General features: G+C 40.6%; 18 protein-coding genes. 9 read left to right on the forward strand and 9 right to left on the reverse strand.

Annotated elements, in window-relative coordinates:
* Positions 1–78 precede the first annotated feature (78 nt).
* Positions 79–912 (forward strand): hypothetical protein, encoded by an 834-nt coding sequence (locus ACE1CA_RS27605; RefSeq protein WP_413282067.1) that lies wholly within the window; start codon positions 79–81, stop codon positions 910–912.
* Here ACE1CA_RS27605 and ACE1CA_RS27610 read toward each other — a convergent pair.
* Positions 909–2039, reverse strand: coding sequence for a tetratricopeptide repeat protein (locus ACE1CA_RS27610; RefSeq protein WP_413282066.1), 1131 nt, complete (start codon positions 2037–2039; stop codon positions 909–911). The genes ACE1CA_RS27605 and ACE1CA_RS27610 overlap by 4 nt on opposite strands.
* On the reverse strand, positions 2036–2686 hold the full coding sequence (locus ACE1CA_RS27615; protein WP_413282065.1) for an RNA polymerase sigma factor: 651 nt from the start codon (positions 2684–2686) through the stop codon (positions 2036–2038). Before ACE1CA_RS27615 ends, ACE1CA_RS27610 begins: the two co-directional genes overlap by 4 nt.
* A 242-nt stretch (positions 2687–2928) precedes the next feature.
* On the opposite strand from ACE1CA_RS27615, the gene ACE1CA_RS27620 reads away from it, so the two are divergent.
* A complete protein-coding gene (locus tag ACE1CA_RS27620; protein WP_486517559.1) occupies positions 2929–3528 on the forward strand; it encodes a glyoxalase-like domain protein in 600 nt (199 codons plus the stop codon).
* Positions 3529–3634: 106 nt separating this feature from the next.
* Here the strand turns inward: ACE1CA_RS27620 and ACE1CA_RS27625 are convergent, their stop codons facing one another.
* Positions 3635–3856 (reverse strand): hypothetical protein, encoded by a 222-nt coding sequence (locus tag ACE1CA_RS27625; RefSeq protein WP_486517560.1) that lies wholly within the window; start codon positions 3854–3856, stop codon positions 3635–3637.
* A 77-nt stretch (positions 3857–3933) separates the two neighbouring features.
* Between ACE1CA_RS27625 and ACE1CA_RS27630 the strand changes: the two genes are divergently transcribed.
* From ACE1CA_RS27630 to folP, 5 genes are all read left to right on the forward strand, one after another.
* The gene (locus ACE1CA_RS27630; protein WP_413278867.1) at positions 3934–6084 is read left to right on the forward strand and encodes a polyribonucleotide nucleotidyltransferase; all 2151 of its coding nucleotides are present in this window, start codon (positions 3934–3936) and stop codon (positions 6082–6084) included.
* A gap of 152 nt (positions 6085–6236) precedes the next feature.
* A complete protein-coding gene (locus tag ACE1CA_RS27635; RefSeq protein ID WP_413278866.1) occupies positions 6237–6704 on the forward strand; it encodes a DUF29 domain-containing protein in 468 nt (155 codons plus the stop codon).
* Positions 6705–6816: 112 nt separating this feature from the next.
* A complete protein-coding gene (locus ACE1CA_RS27640) occupies positions 6817–7305 on the forward strand; it encodes a DUF29 domain-containing protein (protein WP_413278865.1) in 489 nt (162 codons plus the stop codon).
* Between the two features lie 153 nt (positions 7306–7458).
* Positions 7459–8184, forward strand: a complete 726-nt coding sequence (gene tpiA, locus ACE1CA_RS27645) for a triose-phosphate isomerase (protein WP_413278871.1) — start codon at positions 7459–7461, stop codon at positions 8182–8184.
* Between the two features lie 105 nt (positions 8185–8289).
* The gene (gene folP / locus ACE1CA_RS27650; RefSeq protein WP_413278864.1) at positions 8290–9135 is read left to right on the forward strand and encodes a dihydropteroate synthase; all 846 of its coding nucleotides are present in this window, start codon (positions 8290–8292) and stop codon (positions 9133–9135) included.
* On the opposite strand, the gene ACE1CA_RS27655 is transcribed toward folP, so the two are convergent.
* The 3 genes from ACE1CA_RS27655 to aroA all read right to left on the reverse strand — a co-directional run bounded on the left by ACE1CA_RS27655 (position 9136) and on the right by aroA (position 13108).
* Entirely contained in the window at positions 9136–9942 is an 807-nt protein-coding gene (locus ACE1CA_RS27655) for an SPFH domain-containing protein (RefSeq protein ID WP_413278863.1), read from the reverse strand.
* Positions 9943–10000: 58 nt separating this feature from the next.
* Positions 10001–11623 (reverse strand): alpha/beta hydrolase, encoded by a 1623-nt coding sequence (locus ACE1CA_RS27660; protein ID WP_413278862.1) that lies wholly within the window; start codon positions 11621–11623, stop codon positions 10001–10003.
* Between the two features lie 132 nt (positions 11624–11755).
* On the reverse strand, positions 11756–13108 hold the full coding sequence (aroA, locus tag ACE1CA_RS27665) for a 3-phosphoshikimate 1-carboxyvinyltransferase (protein ID WP_413278861.1): 1353 nt from the start codon (positions 13106–13108) through the stop codon (positions 11756–11758).
* 96 nt (positions 13109–13204) lie between these two features.
* Between aroA and ACE1CA_RS27670 the strand changes: the two genes are divergently transcribed.
* Positions 13205–13693 (forward strand): hypothetical protein, encoded by a 489-nt coding sequence (locus ACE1CA_RS27670; protein WP_413278860.1) that lies wholly within the window; start codon positions 13205–13207, stop codon positions 13691–13693.
* A gap of 117 nt (positions 13694–13810) precedes the next feature.
* Here ACE1CA_RS27670 and ACE1CA_RS27675 read toward each other — a convergent pair whose 3' ends face one another.
* Both ACE1CA_RS27675 and recF read right to left on the reverse strand, forming a co-directional pair.
* On the reverse strand, positions 13811–14194 hold the full coding sequence (locus tag ACE1CA_RS27675) for a hypothetical protein (protein WP_413278859.1): 384 nt from the start codon (positions 14192–14194) through the stop codon (positions 13811–13813).
* Between the two features lie 294 nt (positions 14195–14488).
* Entirely contained in the window at positions 14489–15634 is a 1146-nt protein-coding gene (gene recF, locus ACE1CA_RS27680; protein ID WP_413278858.1) for a DNA replication/repair protein RecF, read from the reverse strand.
* 284 nt (positions 15635–15918) lie between these two features.
* Between recF and ACE1CA_RS27685 the strand changes: the two genes are divergently transcribed.
* Complete coding sequence (locus ACE1CA_RS27685) at positions 15919–17094, forward strand: alpha/beta fold hydrolase (protein WP_413278857.1); 1176 nt, start codon at positions 15919–15921, stop codon at positions 17092–17094.
* 40 nt (positions 17095–17134) lie between these two features.
* Here ACE1CA_RS27685 and ACE1CA_RS27690 read toward each other — a convergent pair whose 3' ends face one another.
* Positions 17135–19909: a cation-translocating P-type ATPase gene (locus ACE1CA_RS27690; protein WP_413278870.1), complete on the reverse strand. Its 2775-nt coding sequence runs from the start codon at positions 19907–19909 to the stop codon at positions 17135–17137.
* Positions 19910–20137 lie beyond the last annotated feature (228 nt).

A 20137-nucleotide genomic window follows, 5' to 3' on the forward strand; every position in this document is an offset into this window, starting at 1 on the left:
TGGTAACGAGATGTAAGAGGTTCTACCTCCCCTTTTTAAAATACTTTCACTTTATTTAATAAAAACTTGAGGGATAAAATGAATTTACCAAATCGGCAAATCAAGAAACAAATTGGACTAGTAGGAGTAATTTTTAGCAGCTTGATTCTTGCGGTTCCAGCAGTTGCTCAAATGAGTCCTAGAATGCCTGGAAATATGAACCCTTTACCAGAGAATCAAACACCAGAAAATGATGGATTATCTCCTTTAGAACGCAGCCGGATTTGTGCGGAGTATATTAATAGTACTTCTCTCGATCGACAAAATTTATCTCCGCTAAATCGGCAAAATCCAACGGCAAGAAATCACAACCAACCTGCTTCTATTTTGGAAACTTTGCCTTCTGGTAGTGTTAGCGAACCACCTTCTGTTCGTGATGGTAGTTTTGCCGCACCTACCGAAACTGATGCCGCACGAATTTGTTCCAATTACATGATCGAACGTCAACAAAGAGCAAGTAAAGAGTTAAAGGTTGGTAACAAACAACTAATTCGACAAAATAACTATTCTGCACCCAATCAAAGAACAGTAATCCCAACACCAGAACAACAACAAGCGGCAATTACTAGTGTTAGACCAGTTAACGGAGTAGTCAATTTAAGGTTAGTTAACAACTCTGGCGCTGATATCACTTATCAGGTAATTGGTGAAACTCAACCTCGTTATTTAACGGGTAACAATAATATTACTTTACGCTCAATTGATACACCCACAACTCTCACTTTTTACCGTCCAGACGGAGGCTTTTTATTTGTTAATCCTCGTCCTGTTTCTCCGGGAGTTTTAGAAGTGAGATTTGACCGCACCAGCAGTTTTAGTTTGGACAAATCTGCCTTGACTATTCAACCTACAGGTGCAGTTTATTTGAATTAATTGTTGACGGGAATTTGAATCAATTCTCCTAATAACTCTGCCATTAATCCAGGTTGATTTAATTCTTGTGCCAAATAAACTGCCCGTTGTTGTACCATTAGCGCTTCCAGATTCTTACCTTGTTGTCGGTAAAATTGACTTAATAACTTGAGTGATTTTAACTCTTGGTAAGGATTTTCGGAAGCGCGAGCTATTTCTAAACGTTCTTCCAACAAATCTAAAGTCCGGGTGTAATTTTTCGCGCAATTGTAGGTATTAACTAATCCATCAATAGCACGAAATTGATTGGGGCGATCGATCGCCGATCGCGCAATTCTCAAAGCCGCACCATAAGCCTTGATAGTCTCCCAAAAATTGTCCGTAGCCCGGTAAGCATCACCCAAATTATTATAAGTATTTGCCTCTCCCACCGGGTCACTAGCACGACTGCGATATATCAAAGCTTCCTCATATCTTCTAATCGCTTGATTATAATCTCTTTGACTGGCTGCGACTAAACCCAAATTATTTAAAGATAATCCAATTCCAGCCGGACTGTTAGTAGCACGAGCAATAGAAAGTGCTTCATTAAATGTTGTTTTCGCTGCCGAAATATGGCGTTGTTTTAGCAAAAGCGAACCAACATTATTCAAGCCAAAAATTTGACCTTGCCAATCCCTATTTGCTCTCGCTACACCTAATCTTTTTCGCAGTGCATCTTCAGCTTGTCGGAACAAACCCAAATCAGCATAAGCTAAACCCACATAATCATAAGTTCGACCTACTGCTTCTAGATCGCCTATTTCCGAATAAATAGTTATGGCTGTTAACCAATAGGGAATTGCTTTATCTAACAAACCTTTTTGTTGTGCTTGACCTCCCAAACGTACTAAGCGATCGGCCTCATTTCGGCTCTCTCCCTGCGTCCCATTATTAATCCGAATATTCAATTGTTCGTTTAGGTCAGCCGCACCTAAAAGCAGAAAGTAAAAAGGCAGAATAAAACACAGAAAAAACAATCTCTTTCGCTTAACTTCTGCCCGCATCTTCCGAATAGAAGCTAATCTTTTAGATGCAAAAAATGGAGAGTGAGGTAAATTTTTTACCCCATTCTTCTTGCTATTTCGCCATTCATCAAGACCTTTCATACCAAAGATTCCTGCTTTTCAACCGTGCCATCTTCACCTAAATAAATTTCCCGAATATCAGCAGGCAAAGACCGTTGTAACTCTTGCAAACCAGATATTAACAAAGACCTGACCTGATGCGGTGAAACCGTCTCCCCTTCCGTTTGCAAATAAGCAGAAATTCGCGCCTCACTCCACTGAAAAGTTTGCGACATTAATACAATTAACCGTTGCAAAGGAGGTAGAAAATCTAACGCTTGATGGGTATAGCACCACAAAGGCGGAGAAGCAGCTTCTAAAGAATAATGAATTGATTCTACAGGTGGAACTTCTGCTTGGTTAATGCAAAGTGCCGTAATATTAATTAACCAATTTTGCAGGTTAAAATTTTCCATTCCGGGCGCACTTGACCCCCGCAAATCTAATTCCATCATCGCGTAATAGATATGTCGCCAAGTCAGGGCAAATAAATAATCAACCTGTACCGGAGAACGACCAGAGTGGGCAATTAGAGTATAGACGATCGGACTATATCGACAAAAAATTGCTGTAAAATATTTTCCTTCTTCGGGATAGCGTTGGAAGAAAGTCAATAGTTCCCGATCGCTATAATGAGACAGAGACTTGATCTGTGGATGATCGGTTTCAGTAAAATAAGGAATCTGCACAACTTTACCCTTTGACTAATCAATCAAATCATCAGATTTTACCAAATACTATACTGTTGAAGCACAAATTTTTAGCTTTGAAATGTAAGTTTTAAATTTTACCTTAATCAACCTCTCCATCTCCCCATCCCCCCATCTCCCCATCCCCCCATCTCCCTATCCTCCCCATCTCTAAGGAACTCGATCGCACTCCTTGAGGCTTGATAGACTAGAATTACAGATCATTCACCCTTTGTAAATTCATGGTTCTAGCAGTCAACGTAATTACCTCTCTGGTTTCCTCCATTACTGATAGCACTTTTTTACTTTCCTTACCTTTCGATGCCCTGTTTTCTACCCAAGGAATCATGGTAATGCTGCTGGTAGCTTACGCAGGTGCAATGTGGATGTTCCTCACCAGCGCCCCCAAAGTACATACAATTATGGTGTCAGACCTTGAGATTGCCCGTAAATTTTATGAAGGTGTCCTAGATTTGCCCGCAGCCGACGTACCTCTGCACTACTATTACAACTACGAGCAAACTATCGGCACTGCTGCGATCGACCCACTTTATAATATGTCAACAGGCCCCAGTCTGACTGCTACTAACAAATTTAATGAATCCGATGGACTGTGGTATCAACTGAAAAAAAATACTCAATTGCACGTTATTTCCGGTGCTAGTTTAGGCGCAAAAAATCGCCAACGTCATGTTTGTTTCGATCGCGACTGTTTAGAACAAGTATTAATGCGAATCCAAGTTCGAGGATTGCGATTTAAACTACGTACAGAAAAACCATTAAACTTCTTAGTAAAAGATTGGGAAGACCGTACAATTGAAATGGCTGAAGTGGATAATTAATTTGATTTTTTCACTCGTACTCAACAGAGCAAACTAATCAAAAAATATAAACCCTCACAGACTTTATTCTATGAGGGGTTCGTTTCTGTATAGGACTTTAAAGTTATTAACCTTTGCTCTGTATATATTGTGCTTCCATCCAGATAGTAAGTACATCAGGATAATTGCGGAAATTAGAAAAAATTAGGCAATTCTCCTTTCCGTATTTTCCTAGACTCAGTAAGATGAATTCCCAAAAATCTCCCCACCTCCCCACCTCCCCACCTCCCCACCTCCCCACCTCCCCACCTCCCCATCTCCCCATCTCCCCATCTCCCCATCTCCCCATCTCCCCAAGTTTCCCCTGAGACACTGTAACAGTGCTACGATTGCGACAGATAAAGAATTGTGATAGTGAAGGATCGAATGATAGAGTTAGACAAATCAATATCCTTTGACGGGAGGGATATTAGATTAAAGGTTGGCCTCCTTGCTCCACAGGCTGGTGGTTCCGTTCTTATTCAATCTGGTGATACTTGTGTATTGGTGACGGCGACGCGGGCGGAAAGCAGAGAAGGGATCGATTTTCTCCCCTTGTTAGTGGACTACGAAGAAAGACTTTATGCTGCTGGAAGAATTCCTGGTGGGTTTTTGAGAAGGGAAGGTCGTCCACCAGAGAAGGTAACTTTGACAGGTCGGTTGATCGACCGTCCCTTGCGTCCTTTGTTCCCCAGTTGGTTGCGGGATGATATTCAAATTGTGGCTACTACCTTGTCAATGGATGAGCAAGTACCACCGGATGTGTTAGCGGTGACTGGCGCTTCGATTGCGGTAATGTTGGCAAAGATCCCGTTTAATGGGCCAATGGCGGCTGTGCGGGTTGGTCTGGTAGGAGATGATTTTATCATTAATCCTACTTATGCGGAAATCAATGCTGGGGATTTAGATTTAGTAGTTGCGGGTTCCCCAGAAGGCGTGATTATGGTGGAAGCAGGGGCGAATCAATTGCCGGAAGCTGATATTATTGAGGCGATCGATTTTGGTTACGAAGCAGTACTCGACCTAATTGCGGCGCAGAAAGAGTTGCTTCAAGAACTGGAAATTGACACAGTTCACGAAGAACCACCAGTTATAGACAGCGAACTGAAAAATTATATCCGCGATCGCGCCACCGACCAAATCAAAGAAATCCTCAAGCGGTTTGAGTTCGACAAAAACCAACGAGATGAAGCATTAGACGAAGTTAAAGCCAGCATCGAAGCGGGAATAGCTGAATTGCCGGAAGAAGACTCCATCCGAGTCGCATCTACGGAAGATACTAAAGCCTTGAGTAATTTCTTCAAAGAATTGACCAAGAAACTCATGCGCCGTCAAATTCTGGAAGAAGGCGTACGCGTCGATGGTCGTAAACTTGATGAAGTTCGACCAGTTTCTTGTCGCGTTGGCATCTTACCTCGCCGAGTTCATGGTAGCGGTTTATTCAACCGGGGACTCACCCAAGTTATGTCAATTGTCACCTTGGGTACACCCGGAGACGCGCAAGAACTCGCCGACGACTTGCACCCAGAAGACGAAAAACGCTACCTGCACCATTACAACTTCCCTCCCTTCTCCGTTGGCGAAACTAAACCCTTACGTGCCCCCGGAAGAAGAGAAATTGGTCATGGTGCCTTAGCAGAACGCGCCATCGTCCCAGTCATACCGTCAAAAGAACTATTCCCTTACGTAATTCGGGTTGTTTCGGAAGTACTTTCTTCTAACGGTTCGACTTCAATGGGTTCCGTTTGTGGTTCTACTTTAGCTTTAATGGATGCCGGAGTTCCGCTGGCAAAACCTGTTAGCGGTGCAGCAATGGGATTAATTAAAGAAGGTGATGAAGTTCGCATCTTAACAGATATTCAAGGAATTGAAGATTTTTTAGGTGATATGGACTTCAAAGTAGCGGGGACAGATACAGGAATTACTGCGCTACAAATGGATATGAAAATCAATGGTTTGCCGATCGAAACCATTGCTAAAGCTATTCACCAAGCACGTCCAGCCAGATTACATATCTTAGAAAAAATGCTGGCTGCGATCGACCAACCACGCAGCGAAATGTCGCCTTTTGCGCCACGTTTACTAATCATTAAAATCGATCCAGAATTGATTGGTTTAGTAATCGGTCCTGGTGGTAAAACTATCAAGGGAATTACTGAAGAAACAGGTGCCAAAGTCGATATTGATGATGATGGTACAGTAACGATTTCCGCTATTGATGTGGAAAAAGCAGAACGTGCCAAATTAATGATTCAAGGTTTAACTCGAAAGTTAAATGAAGGTGATGTTTACGTTGGTCGGGTGACGAGAATTATTCCTATTGGTGCTTTTGTGGAATTTTTGCCCGGAAAAGAAGGCATGATTCACATTTCCCAATTAGCAGATTACCGTGTTGGTAAAGTGGAAGATGAAGTGGGAGTTGGCGATGAAGTGATTGTAAAAGTGCGGGAAATTGATAATAAAGGGCGGATCAATTTAACTCGCTTAGGCATTCACCCGGATGAAGCTGCGGCGGCTCGATCGGCGGCAAATCGTTAATAGATAAAAGAGCAACAGTGAAAAATGCGATCGCGGATATCGCCACCTAAATTATCCGCAAAATTTACCCCCCTTTGGAGGGATAAAGGGGGGAAACTTAAGGGTTCTAAGAGTAGAGAGGCAGAGAAAAAATAATATTAAATAGGTTTTTTATGAATCAAAATTTATCGGAAATAGAAGATAAAACAAGTGAATTATACGAAAATGATTTTTATGCTTGGACTGTTAAGCAGGCAAATTTTTTGCGAAATAGGGATTGGAATAATTTAGATATTCCTAATTTAGCTGAGGAGATTGAATCTTTGGGTAAACAAGACCGCAGAGAGTTAAGAAATCGTTTAAGAGTTTTAATTGGTCATTTGCTGAAGTGGGAATTTCAATCTGATAAACGTTCTAAGAGTTGGGCAAATACTATTGATGAACAACGTTTTCAAATTTTAGGTCTTTTGCAAGAAAGTCCGAGTTTAAACCCTTATTTACCTGATGCTATCAGTGAGGTTTACAAGTACGCGCTTAAGTTAGCTGCTGATGAAACTTCTTTATCTAAAGAAACTTTTCCTCAAGAATATCCTTATGGTTTAGAACAAATATTAGATTTTGACTTTTTTCCTGGTGAGTAATGATTGCAATCTTACATTATTTGTGAACACTATTTTTTTGAACCGCTTCAGAAGCAGAGAGCGCAGAGAAAAGAAGGAGGAGTTACAATTTGATGGAGTGGGACAAAGTATTATGACTCAAAATTTATCAGGAATTGAACATAAAACAAGCGAATTGTACGAAATAGATTTTTATGCTTGGACTCTTGAACAAGCAAAGTTTTTGCGAAAGGAAGATTGGAATAATTTAGATATCCCTAATTTGGTTGAGGAGATTGAGTCTTTGGGTAGACAGGAGCAAAGTCAGTTAGAAAGTCGTTTAGAAGTTTTAATTGGGCATTTGCTAAAATGGGAATTCCAACCGAGTAAACGCTCTAAAAGTTGGCTTTTCACGATTCGGGAACAAAGACGAAAGATTCTTAGATTAATTGGCAGAAATCCTAGTTTGCAACCTTACTTACCTAAAGCTTTAGCAGAAATTTATCCAGATGCTTTAGACTTAGCTTTACGAGAGACATCTTTAAAAGAGGAAAACTTTCCACAAGAATGCCCTTATAGTTTAGAAAAAATATTAGATGCTGAGTTTTTTCCTGGTGAGCAATTGGAAAGCGATCGCAATTAGCAATAATTGCAGCAGGAAAACCAAGGAAAAGCAAGAATAACCAACTACCCACTACCCACTACCGACTACCAACTACCCAACTAGTTAGCAAAATTGACCCCAGAAGCCGTAAACTGGAATTTACCCTATAATGTTTGTCCCTACAAAGTAACTGTGCGAAAAAAAGTTATTGCTGGCAACTGGAAGATGTACAAGACTCAGGCGGAAGCGTCGGAGTTTCTACTGAATTTCTTACACACTTTAGAAGATACCCCGGAAGACCGGGAAATTATTCTATGTGTTCCTTTTACTGATTTGGGTATTTTATCCAAGAGTTTGCATGGTAGTCGCGTGCAACTCGGAGCCCAAAATGTTCACTGGGAAGAACAAGGTGCTTATACTGGCGAAATTTCTGGCCCCATGCTCACGGAGATTGGGGTACGATATGCGATCGTCGGTCATAGCGAACGCCGTCAGTATTTCAACGAAACTGATGAAACTGTGAATCTGCGACTTATAGCAGCACAACGTTATGGACTTACTCCTATTCTCTGTGTTGGCGAAAGTAAGCAACAAAGAGATGCTGGAGAAACGGAGTCTTTGATTATTAGTCAGTTAGCAAAAGGTTTAGAGGATGTCGATCAAAATAATGTGATTATTGCATACGAACCGATCTGGGCGATCGGCACTGGTGATACCTGCGAAGCGATCGAAGCTAACCGAGTGATTGGGTTAATTCGCTCTCAATTAACTAATCCTGATGTTACCATTCAGTACGGCGGTTCTGTTAAGCCTAATAATATCGATGAAATTATGGCTCAACCAGAAATTGACGGTGCATTGGTGGGAGGTGCTAGCCTCGAACCTAGCAGTTTTGCCAGAATTGTAAATTATAAGTAACGTTCGTTGTCATTGGTCATTAGTCATTAGTCATTGGTGATTAATCTTTTTTTTTCATAACTAATGATAAATGACAATTAACAAATGACTAATGACAATTGACAAATGACTAATGACGAGTTAATTATTCGCGATCGCACTTTTGTCTGGGGAAAACGCACCTATTTAATGGCTGTTTTGAATGTCACTCCAGATAGTTTTAGTGATGGTGGAGATTTCTACAATTTAAATGCCGCGCTCTCTCAGGCGAAATATTTGGTAGAATCTGGTGCCGATATTCTTGATATTGGTGGAGAATCAACTCGTCCAGGTTCCCAAAAAGTCTCTGTGGAAGAGGAACTAAATCGGATTTTACCTGTGATTGAGGTGATTCGTAAAGATTCAACAATTCCTATTTCTGTAGATACTACAAAAGCAGAAGTAGCTAAAGCTGCTATTCTGGCTGGTGCAGATATTGTGAATGATATTTCTGGGGCTACTTTTGACTCAAAAATGTTGCCAACTGTGGCGCAATTGGGCGTACCAATTGTGTTAATGCACATCAGGGGAACACCGCAAAATATGCAAAGTTTGACCGATTATCAAGATTTAATTGAGGAAATTTCGCAGTTTCTTAAACAACAAATTAATGCTGCTATAACTTCTGGGGTAGAGCCTAATAAAATTATTATCGATCCGGGTATTGGTTTTGCCAAAAACTATCAGCAAAATTTGGAAATTATCCGAAGATTGTCAGAATTTAGCGCTTTAAATTGTCCGATTTTAGTGGGAGTATCGCGCAAAAGTTTTATTGGATATATTTTAAATCAACCTGATGCGAAACAAAGAGTTTGGGGAACTGGTGCGGCTTGTTGTGCTGCGATCGCCAATTCTGCTGATATCCTCCGAGTTCATGATGTTAAAGAAATGCGCGATGTTTCCCTAGTTGCTGATGCAATATGGCGAGTTTAGTTAAACACCATTATTATTATTATCATCATCCTTTTTCATCAACTCTGATATTGCTTCATTCAAAGCTCCTGGGTTCATAAATAAGATTTTAGAATTATTACTTTTACTTAATTCGGTATTGGCATCCACATATCTTAAAGCTAATAAAAAGTTTAACGCTTGCTTCCCGTCAATTTCGGATCTTTTCAGTGCCTCAGAAACTAATTCTATGTAATTAGCAACTCCCTTCGCTTCACTAATAGATGCTTCTTCTTGAATTTTAGCTGCTTTCTGTTTTTGTAAAGACTCTAACACTGCTTTAACAGGTGTGATTTCCTGAATTTCTACGCGCATTACTTTGATACCCCAATTCACTGTAGCATCATCTAATTCATTTAACAACGCCTGATTAATTTTTCTGCTATTAGAAAAGGTATCCTTTAATTCCATGCCACCAATTTCGGAACGTAACGTCGTCAAAACTAAATTTTTGATTGCTTCTTCAAGGTCTTCAATTTCATAATAAGCTTTCTTTAAATTTATTATTCTCCAATACACGACAGCATCAATTGTCATAGAAACAATATCTTTGGTGATCACTTCTTGTGGCTTAATATCTAAAACCTGTTCCCGCATACTTTCTTCCCACACAATTGTATCCAAAAATGGCACAATAAAATTTAACCCAGGTTTCAAAGTTTTATGATATTTTCCTAGCTGTTCTACTAATGCTTCTGAACCTTGATTAATCACCTTTGCCGAACTGAAAAAATAGATAGTACCCAAAATAGTAACTAAAAAAATTATAAATATGATACTTTCAATCATAATTTCTCCGAAGTTTTACTGGAATTGCCCTCCCTTTCCTCTCTTATTCTAACCTGTGTTAATTTTTCTGGGATTTGGCAGTAAATTTTAACCATTGAGAAATACTTGATGGTAATTCCGTATTTAATCGTAATGCTAATTTAGGCGTAGAAAGAGATTCAGCATAGATTGGACTTAAAAAAGGTTGGTAAGTGCCAGCTTCTGGGGTAAATTGTTTGATGAAAGCTAGACTAACACCCCGAACTAATTGCCGTAAAGGTTCAACTTCTTCTCCGGTACGTTCTTTGAGCAAAGTAATTTGTTGAGCTAAATTTTCAGGATTTCCTACGCTTAAATGTGTTGCGCCTACTGCTGTAATCAAATACTTTTTACCTCCTAGTTCTTGAAATGGTTCTAATTGATGAGTAATTGCTGGAGTAAAAGCGTCTTCTGTACTAGCTAAAGTTACGGTAGGAATTCTGACTTTTCTTAATCCTGTTTCACCAAAAAGTTGACCCACAACTGGATTCAAAATAATCGCACCAACTATCCGCGAATCTGCTAATTTTGGAGCTTTTGGTAAATCAGTAGCAGCACATTGTAACCATTCTCCGGGAGATTGAAGCAGTGGAACAATAGATTTACAAGTTTGACGTAATGCTGGTAAATTTAATTCGGCTCCAGCTAAAGCTAAAGCGGTATAACCACCCAAAGAATGACCGATTACGACAACTTTTTCAGTATTAAATTTGCCTTGTAATTCGCCAGATTTTTGATTTATTTCGGCTAGTTCATCTAGTAAAAAGCTAACATCTTTTGGTCGATCGACAAACTCCGAAGCAGGCATTAAGTCCTGTGGTTTATTACTAATTGATGCTTGAGAAACCCAAGTAGCATTACTTCCTGAATGTTCTAATGCTGCTACAGTAATTCCATAAGAAGCTAAATGACGAGCTAAATAGTTTAAAAATTTGCGATCGGCCCCAAAACCATGAGACATTACTACTAATGGGCCTTGAGCATTTTTAGCATAATATAAATCTACCGGAATCAAGCGATTGCGCTGGGAATCTTTCAAGTATAAAATTTGCTGTTCTACTTTTTCTATACCTAATTCTGCTGGGTTAAAATCTGGATTAAATCGGGGATTAGTAACATTTAATTCTCGCTTAAATAAAAGGCCGAGAGCTTCACTTTGCCAATAAGAAGGGTTAAACTTTAAAGCAATAGCTATTAAAGAAGTGGCCTCAATTGTAACATTTTCTCCCGGAATTGCTCGTAATACACCAACTAAACTTAATCCATTTGCTTGTCTAGCAGCTAAAGAAATTGCCGCCTGTAAATCTTCGATTTTAGTATTAGGAAAAGCACGTCCTAAAGTTTTGAGTAGCTGTTCTGACATTGGCGATCGCAACCACTCCTGTAACACTTTATCCGTCATTTGCGGATCGAGTTGCAACCGTTGAGAAAGTAATTGTTGCACTTTAGGAGTCAAAACTACAGACAAAGGTTGAAGATTTCTTGGTAATTCGCCTGTTTTGGCAAAGCGTTCTAAATCAGATACACTAATAGATTGTTGAAAAGGCCCTAACTGCAAAGTTAATTTTTCTACTGCGGTAGCAGGTGCTAATATTCCCAAACTTAACAGGAAACCAAGAAACAAACGACTTAAAGTTAAACGTAACCAAGGTAATCTTTTCATAGCATTTAACTTTGTTAGGTATTTGGCTAAGTTCAAATTCTAGGATAATCAATACTCAGGTTTTTGTGTGAATTATTTCAATTCCCGTTACTCCCGTTCGTTGTTCCCACTGCATTGGGAACAACGAACGGGTTAATTGCTTTGGCAGATTTGTTGTAAGGTCGAGGTAAAATTTGGGTAGGAAATGGCAGCAGCTTCGGCGCGATTAATGGTAGTAATACCTTGAGCATTCAACGCGGCAATTGCTAAACTCATGGCAATTCTGTGATCGGTGTAACTATCAACATCAACGCCAGTTAAAGGAGTTCCGCCAGCTATTTCTAAACCATCGGGTAGTTCAGTAACTTTTGCTCCCATAAGGTTTAATTGAGATGCCATAACTGCAATACGATCGCTCTCCTTAACCCTTAACTCCTCTGCATTGCGAATTACAGTTGTCCCTTCAGCAAATACAGCAGCTACCGCCAAAATCGGGATTTCATCTATTAATCTGGGAATAATATCTCCCGCAATTTCGCAACTTTTCAAATTGCTATATTTGACTCGTAAATCTGCTACAGGTTCCCCAGCAACTATTCTTTGATTTTCCTGTTGAATATCTGCACCCATCATTTCTAAAACCTCCAAAATTCCGGTGCGAGTGGGGTTAACGCCAACATTTGCTACTAATAATTCTGAACCAGGGACGATCGCACCCGCAACCAACCAAAAAGCAGCAGAACTAATATCTCCCGGTACAATTACTGTTTGTCCTGTCAGTTTCGCGCCACCAAAAATAGTGACGCTATTTCGTTCTGAATCTACACTTAATTTAGCTCCAAAAGCTTGCAACATTCTTTCACTATGATCGCGAGAAAGTGCAGGTTCAATGACAGTAGTTTCTCCTTCCGCCATTAATCCAGCTAACAGAATACAAGATTTTACTTGTGCCGAAGCAATGGGAGAATGATAAATAATCCCTTTCAATTGCTTACCTTGAACTGCTAAAGGTGCTAAAGAAGCGTCTTTGCGTCCCCAAATTTTCGCACCCATTTCTTGTAAAGGTTTTACCACACGGGACATCGGACGCGATCGCAAAGAACTATCCCCCGTCACTGTAAAAAATCTTCCTAAATGGGAAGCTAAAATTCCCAACATTAACCGCAAAGTTGTCCCAGAATTACCTGCATTTAAAACATCTAAAGGTTCCAACAAATTACCCAAACCAATACCTTGCACCCGCACTAACTCAGTATTTAACGGGCAAATTTCTGCACCCAAAGCGCGAAAACACTCAGCAGTACTGCGCGGATCTTCTCCTAAGAGTAATCCTTGAATTTGGGTTTCACCTTGAGCAAGAGCACCTAACATTAAAGCACGGTGAGAAATAGATTTATCTCCTGGGATTTGGATATTGCCATGTAGCGACAACCCAGAGACAGGTTTTTCAATTACCAAAGATTGCTGATTTTCTACAACTTTTAGCCTGACGAAAGGAACTGACATTGGGATAGACTGGTGGTGGACTGTGATGTTAGATCCTACCCTTTTCTTTGCCCAACTGGGAAATTTTCACTTAAATTATTCTCCTTTTCCTTTACTATGCTGACGCATCATCGTAAACCCGTGTGTCTATCTCTGATTTCCACCGATCTGCCAATTTGGTCGGTGGTGGAAACTTCCGCGACGCTTTATCAAAAAGACCGTCTTCGCTTTCATTTGCTGCTGACAGAACCCGGACTGGGGATGCCACAAAACTCGGATGAATTGGCGATCGCTTCTCCACTCACAACCCCCTCTCCCCGTCTTTTGTGGTTAGAAATTTCTCCCAATCGCGTAATTATGACCATGCAGGGAAACGGCAAATTAAGCTATCGCCATTTTTGGGAAAAGGGAGTTTATGGTTTAAGTCGCTATTGGTTAAATAATGATTCCTTAAAAACTAACTGGCAATTGCGCTTGCGTAACTTCACCCGCAGCTTAGTTTTACAAGGACATCCCTTGCCAGAACATCTGCGCCTAGAATACGATTTATGGTCAGAAAAAGTCCAATTAGGCCGCTATATTTTAAATTTGGAAATTCATCATTAATTGCCTAAAATTCTTGCAAAAGTCGATATTATTACTAATTTCATCTGTGTTTATCTCTGGTTAAAAAAACTAGATTTTGAACTTTTGCAAGAATTTAATTATTGATAAAACAAGTTTTTAATTAAATAACTTTAATGCTTGGGCAAAAATTGGTTGTTCGATCGCACAAATTCTCACGATCGCTTGCACAAATTCAATCAATTCTTGATTAGGACAAGAATCGAATTTAACCGTTTTACTGGCGGGATAAAGGCAATGGTCATGATTCATTTCATTAGTTACGCCAGTTTTCAAACTCGGTTCGCTTTTATCCCAAGAAACAACATTTCCTTGCCAAGTAAATTGAAACCAAATAATTTCCTCATTTTCCACTTTAAAAAACACATCAAAGTAGAAATCTTTACCTTGAAACCAGATACGTTCCGGTTCTTTAGTTTTAACTTGGTACAGAGACTCAGCGAGTTCTTTAATTTTTTGCCGATCGGTGACAAATTTTACCATTTTTATGTTTATTAAATTCGTTAATTAAATTCGCAATTTACAAAAAGCTAACAGCTTTAACTGAGATATTTTACCTTGAGGCAGAGCCTCCATTTTTCGTTACCAGGTTCAACCTGGTAACGAGATCTGGGAGGTTCTACCTCACAGGCTGCCAGATCTGGGAGGTTCTACCTCACAGGCTGCCAGATCTGAGTTTAATGTTCAGATACAGAGGACAAGTAATTTAAAAAGTGTATCTCTTAGCACTTGGCGACTCTGCACGAGCCATACCACCATATTAAATTGTATATTGCTTCACCAAGCATGAACGGAAAGATGTCCCGCTTCCACATAGAGAATTTGTGAAGCATTCAGCCAAACTGGATCGAAGGCGCTTAAATGAGTAGTAGTAATTAAAGTTTGAAATCGCGCTTGGATAGTTTCCAACAGTTGATGTTGACGAGTTAAATCTAACTCTGCCAAAACATCATCTAATAAAAGCAGAGGTGGTTCGCCAATTACTTCTTCAATTAATTTTAATTCCGCCAGCTTCAAAGATAACACTAAAGTCCGCTGTTGTCCTTGAGAACCATATTGTTTAGCTGGAGTTTGATTAATAGTAAACTCTACTTCATCGCGATGTGGCCCTACTAATGTAGTACCTTGATGTTGTTCGGGAATAGTTCGTTGTTGAATTTTCTCCAAAAAAGCTTGTTTTAACAATTCTAAATCATCATTTTCCATCGGCACATTAGGTAAATATTTAATCTCCAATTTTTCTGTGCTTCCGCTAATAGCTTGATGCCAATAGTAAGAAATAGGTGTTAACCTTTGTAAAGCTCTGGATCTACGACGCATCACTCGCACTCCAGCTGTAACTAACTGTGCATCCCATAAAGCTAACTCAGAACGGGAAACAGAAGAAATAGACGTATCATTGACCGTTCCTTGTTCCCGAATTTTTTTTAATAAAGCGTTACGTTGTCGCAGAATTTGATGATATTGCTGCAAAATATGAGCGTAAAAAGGCTCTAATTGAATAACTAAAGTATCTAACCAACTGCGGCGATGTTCCGGGCCACCTCTGACCAAATCTAAGTCTAAACTAGAAAATTGTACGGTATTAATTGTGCCTAAAAAATCGATTTGCCTATGAAGAGCTTCGCTACCACGAGTAACAGTACGACGACCATTCCGACGCAGAGTTAAAGATAAATCAATTTCGCCTGTTTGTCGTTCCAGTGTAGCGACAATTCTCCCCCATTCTGCACCTTCTTTTACTAAATCACGATCGCGCGTCACCCGATGACTTTTCAGAGTCGAAAGTAACTCCACCGCTTCCAACAAATTAGATTTTCCCTGTGCATTATTTCCCACCAAAATAGTCTTTGGCGCACCAAATTCCACCCATTGATCTTGATAGTTGCGGAACTGAAGCAAGTGTAAGTTTTTTAAGTACATTTTTGGGGACTGGGGACTGGGAACAAGGAACTAGCAAGCGTTGTCAAGGTTCTGTTGGGTTTCCCCTTCTTTCTTCCTTGCCTCTCATCCTTGAGTATTCTTGCTCATTTCGAGAGAACGAATCGCAGCCGTCAATTTATTGCGGGGTGCTGACCAATACGGTAGAACAAGGCTACGATGAGGTCAATAGTATTTTCCTCTCGAAGATTGTGTTTTACCCCTAGCTTGAGTTAGCCTAATTCTTATTGACTAAATAGTAGCAATTGTGACTACCTTCTCACGCTATGACTACAACTTTATTGCCCCAAATAGCCCCCACTGCCGATCAGATTAACCAGACCAAAGCAGCGATCGCTGCCTATGTTCAGCGCATTGATGCCAATCCCGAACGCCGCAAAGGAGCCTATCCTTATTATCTGTTCCATCCACCAGGTCAGCCTATTTTGGGCACTGTCATGGTGTTTCACGGATTCAGTGCTAAACCACATCAGATGTGGCGACTGGCAGACTACCTGTTCCGCAATGGCTTCAATGTCTACCAACCTTCAATATCTGGGCATACATACATTAATCCCGCCAAAAATTGGTGTCAGATCGACCTACGCCCCGAAATTGCGGAGCCATTGAAGCAGAAGATTCAGCAAGACCCAGTATTGCAAAATTATCTAGCTAACCTGAGCAATAATTCCAATAACCAGGTTGTACGCCCCAGCTTTATGCAGCGTCTGGCACTCATGGCACGCCTGACAGAGTTGGAGCCACGTCTGCCTGAAATTATCCTGGCGATCGAGCGCGATAATGACCCCAACTTCGATCGCTACTTTGTTTCATCTCACCTGGGCTACTTGACGGATGCGCGCGATCGCCTGAATGAGTTGAGCTCGATGCCCGACCCCATTTACACGGCAGGTCTGTCAGTCGGAGGCTCTGTGGCACTGGCAATTGCGGCTGACCAACCCCAACGCATCAAGCGTTGCGTAGCCTATGCGCCGTTATTACAAATCTATGGCGAAGACCGACGGCAATATGTCGAACTAGCAGGCCCACTTGACATCCAGGAACTCGGCTGGGACCCTAATCTACGCTTTCCAGTTGGTGCCCTGACCGCAGCAGCTAGGTTTGGCAAAACTCAGGTTTTCAATAAAGCTCAAAGGCTGAGGCAAACACCAACCTTCATGGTGCTGACCGAAAACGAGGATGCTGCCGACATTGAGACCAACCAGAAATTCTTTCGGGAAATTGGTGGTGAAGGCAACGGTAACTACTGCTATATGTACCCCCGCGCCGACCTAGTGCCGCACCCTATGGTTGACCCCACGGAAGTTAGCCAAGGTATGAGCAACCACTACTGGCAAACCATGTATCAAGAAACCTACCGTTTTCTCACCACGAGTAAAGCAAATCTGCAAAATTTGAGATCGTTGCGACAAGACCCTCAATTACCTCAGGTGTCTTTTTAATTCTTCTTGATTCTTCTTGTTTCTCCTAACCCTCTGCCTCTTATTGTCTAGATTTGTACCAACGGATGAACAGTTTTTCTAGTTCAATCCAGACGAACATTAACATACTAAAACCAAGACAAATTAGCAGTTCTCCTAAGTCCAAAAAGTGAGTACCAAAGAAAGCTCTTAAGGGTGGAACGTAGACTAACATTAGCTGTAATATTGTGGTTAAAATCACCGCAGCCCAAACATAGATGTTAGTCATGGGATTTAATTCGATTGTTAGTTGAGTGTTGGAACGAATGGCGATCGCATGACCCATCTGTGCTAAACAAAGAGTAGTAAATACCATTGTTTTCCAACGATTAGGATCGCCACTTCCTTGAGCATGAGTATAAGCCCATTCCATTAAAATAATCGTCAGAATCGCAAAAATTACCCCTATTCTCACCATGTACCAACCTAAACCCCTAGCAAAGATACTTTCGCGGGGGTTAAAAGGTGGACGTTTCATTACATTTGGTTCTGCTGGTTCTACCGCCAAAGCTAACGCCGGAACTCCATCGGTTACTAAGTTCATCCACAAAATTTGTAGCGGTGTTAAAGGTACTCCGCCTGTTGGCAGTAAAATTGGTGCAGCTGCGATCGTCAGAACTTCCCCAATATTTGAACCGAGAATATATTTAATAAAACGACGAATGTTAGTGTAAACAACTCGTCCTTCTTCTGTTGCAGCAACGATCGTGGCGAAGTTATCATCTAACAACACCATATCACTAGCTTCTTTACTCACATCAGTACCAGTAATACCCATTGCAATACCGATATCAGCTTGTTTCAAAGCAGGTGCATCGTTAACACCATCGCCAGTCATTGCCACAAATTTACCCCGATTTTGTAATGCTTGCACAATTCGCAATTTATGTTCGGGAGCAACACGAGCATAAATTGAAACTTCATCTACTTCTTGTTCTAATTGCTCTTGGCTAATTTTTTGTAATTCTTGACCTGTGAGAACTCGATCGCCTTCTTGTGCTATTCCTAAATCATAAGCGATCGCCTTCGCAGTCAACTGATGATCGCCAGTAATCATTACCGGACGAATTCCCGCTTGCTTACATTTTGCCACCGCATCGCGCACTTCCGGTCTAGGCGCATCGAGCATTCCCACTAAACCTAACCAAACTAATTCTTTTTCTAATTCATCTTCCGATAAATCTCCTGAAGGTTTATTGTCCATTGGTTTATAAGCAAACCCTAAAACTCGCAAACCTTTACTCGCCATCAGGTTATTTTGTTCCAGAATTTCTGTGCGTTGATGTTCGGTTAACTGTGCAGTTTGCCAACCTTCTAAATAGGAAGTGCAACGTTGCAAAATCAATTCTGGGGAACCTTTAGAAAACAGAATAAAGTTAGCTGAATTTTTCATCAAAGATTTAGATTCATCTTTGACAATTACACTCATGCGTTTGCGTTCAGAAGAAAAAGGAATTTCTTCCACTCTCGGCATTTGTTGGTTGAGATTTTCTTTCCGAAAATTACCTTTACCCGCTAAAGTTAATAACGCACCTTCTGTCGGATCTCCTAAAATTTTCCAGGTTCCTCCACTATTTCCCGGTGCATTATTTGGTTCGCATTGTAACTCTGCATCATTACATTCTACACAAGCGAGTAACAGAGTTTGCAATTCAGGATATTGACTGACATTTACTGCTTTATCTTCTAAGCAAAATTCACCTTCGGGAGTATAACCTTCACCAGTTACGTGGAATTTTTGGTTAACTGTTGCTACCTGTTGCACGACCATTTTATTTTGAGTCAAGGTGCCAGTTTTATCGGAACAAATAGTAGTTACCGAACCCAAAGTTTCTACAGCTGGTAACTTCCGAATTAAGGCATTACGCCGCACCATGCGCTGAGTTCCTAATGCCAAAGTTACTGTAATTACCGCAGGTAAACCTTCCGGTACTACTGCAACTGCCATACTTAAAGAAACTTCGACTAAAGCAATAAAAGTAGCGAAGTTCCAACCTGTACGGATTAAACCAACTAAGATAACTACAACTACCAGCACTAAAGAACCAGTAACTAAAGCATTACCTAGCTGAGTCATTCTTTGTTGCAATGGTGTGGGTTCGCTTTCCACTGATTGCAACATTTCGGCAATGCGTCCTAGTTCGGTTTGCATTCCGGTATTAGTAACTAGAACTTTAGCACGACCTTGGACAACTTCTGTACCTTGAAATACTAGGTTAATCCGATCGCCCAACGCCGTTTCTTCTCCTAAAATTAAATCTGCTTGCTTTTCAACCGACTGTGCTTCTCCGGTTAATGCTGCTTCCCGAATTTGTAAATTTGACTCTTCAATTAATCTGCCATCTGCTGCTACTTGTACCCCTGCTTCTAACAGCATGATATCGCCGGGAACTAATTCCTTAGCGCTTACTTCTAAAGTTCTGCCATCACGAATGATTCGCACTTTTGGCGAAGACATTTTTTTCAAGGCGGCGAGTGCTTTTTCCGCACGACTTTCTTGAAGATAACCTAATACGCCGTTGAGAATTACAATTAACAAAATGGCGATCGTATCTTTAAAAGGAACTTCGCCATCTGCTAAATCACCTTGTTGTAACTTGAAAATATCCAAGAAACCAGAAACAAAAGCTACCCCAATCAGCATTAATAACATGATGTTTTTAAACTGATCGAGGAGAATATCCCAAGAACTACGTCCCGCTGTTTCCTCTAGTTCATTGGGGCCATATTTTTCTAATCTTTCTTTTACTTGTTCGCTAGTTAAACCCGTGTTGCGATCGCTATCCAAAACTCGCAAACTTTTTTCCACATCTAAAGTATGCCAAGCTTCGCCTTTTTCTTTTGCAGCACTTGCAGTCTTAGCAGCTGCTAATAACTTTCGCTTTTGGTTTTTTCTAGATTGAACAAACCCAGCTAACCAAAAAGCTGCACCCAATATTAAACAAATAATAGGGAGAAAATTTATTAGTTGAGCTATGCCAGAGTTAATCACAACACCGCTATCTGGCGAACCTACAATGCACTC

Origin of the sequence: Floridaenema evergladense BLCC-F167 (assembly GCF_041929205.2) — a bacterium.
GTDB lineage: Bacteria > Cyanobacteriota > Cyanobacteriia > Cyanobacteriales > Aerosakkonemataceae > Floridanema > Floridanema evergladense.

Coding starts and splice junctions, on each gene's coding strand:
- ACE1CA_RS27630 (WP_413278867.1), top strand. CDS start 3,934: ATGATAGAGTTAGACAAATCAATATCCTTTGACGGGAGGGATATTAGA.
- recF (WP_413278858.1), bottom strand. CDS start 15,634: ATGTACTTAAAAAACTTACACTTGCTTCAGTTCCGCAACTATCAAGAT.
- ACE1CA_RS27635 (WP_413278866.1), top strand. CDS start 6,237: ATGAATCAAAATTTATCGGAAATAGAAGATAAAACAAGTGAATTATAC.
- ACE1CA_RS27675 (WP_413278859.1), bottom strand. CDS start 14,194: ATGGTAAAATTTGTCACCGATCGGCAAAAAATTAAAGAACTCGCTGAG.
- aroA (WP_413278861.1), bottom strand. CDS start 13,108: ATGTCAGTTCCTTTCGTCAGGCTAAAAGTTGTAGAAAATCAGCAATCT.
- ACE1CA_RS27685 (WP_413278857.1), top strand. CDS start 15,919: ATGACTACAACTTTATTGCCCCAAATAGCCCCCACTGCCGATCAGATT.
- ACE1CA_RS27610 (WP_413282066.1), bottom strand. CDS start 2,039: ATGAAAGGTCTTGATGAATGGCGAAATAGCAAGAAGAATGGGGTAAAA.
- ACE1CA_RS27620 (WP_486517559.1), top strand. CDS start 2,929: ATGGTTCTAGCAGTCAACGTAATTACCTCTCTGGTTTCCTCCATTACT.
- folP (WP_413278864.1), top strand. CDS start 8,290: ATGACTAATGACGAGTTAATTATTCGCGATCGCACTTTTGTCTGGGGA.
- ACE1CA_RS27655 (WP_413278863.1), bottom strand. CDS start 9,942: ATGATTGAAAGTATCATATTTATAATTTTTTTAGTTACTATTTTGGGT.
- ACE1CA_RS27670 (WP_413278860.1), top strand. CDS start 13,205: ATGCTGACGCATCATCGTAAACCCGTGTGTCTATCTCTGATTTCCACC.
- ACE1CA_RS27640 (WP_413278865.1), top strand. CDS start 6,817: ATGACTCAAAATTTATCAGGAATTGAACATAAAACAAGCGAATTGTAC.
- ACE1CA_RS27625 (WP_486517560.1), bottom strand. CDS start 3,856: ATGGGGAGATGGGGAGATGGGGAGATGGGGAGATGGGGAGGTGGGGAG.
- ACE1CA_RS27660 (WP_413278862.1), bottom strand. CDS start 11,623: ATGAAAAGATTACCTTGGTTACGTTTAACTTTAAGTCGTTTGTTTCTT.
- ACE1CA_RS27605 (WP_413282067.1), top strand. CDS start 79: ATGAATTTACCAAATCGGCAAATCAAGAAACAAATTGGACTAGTAGGA.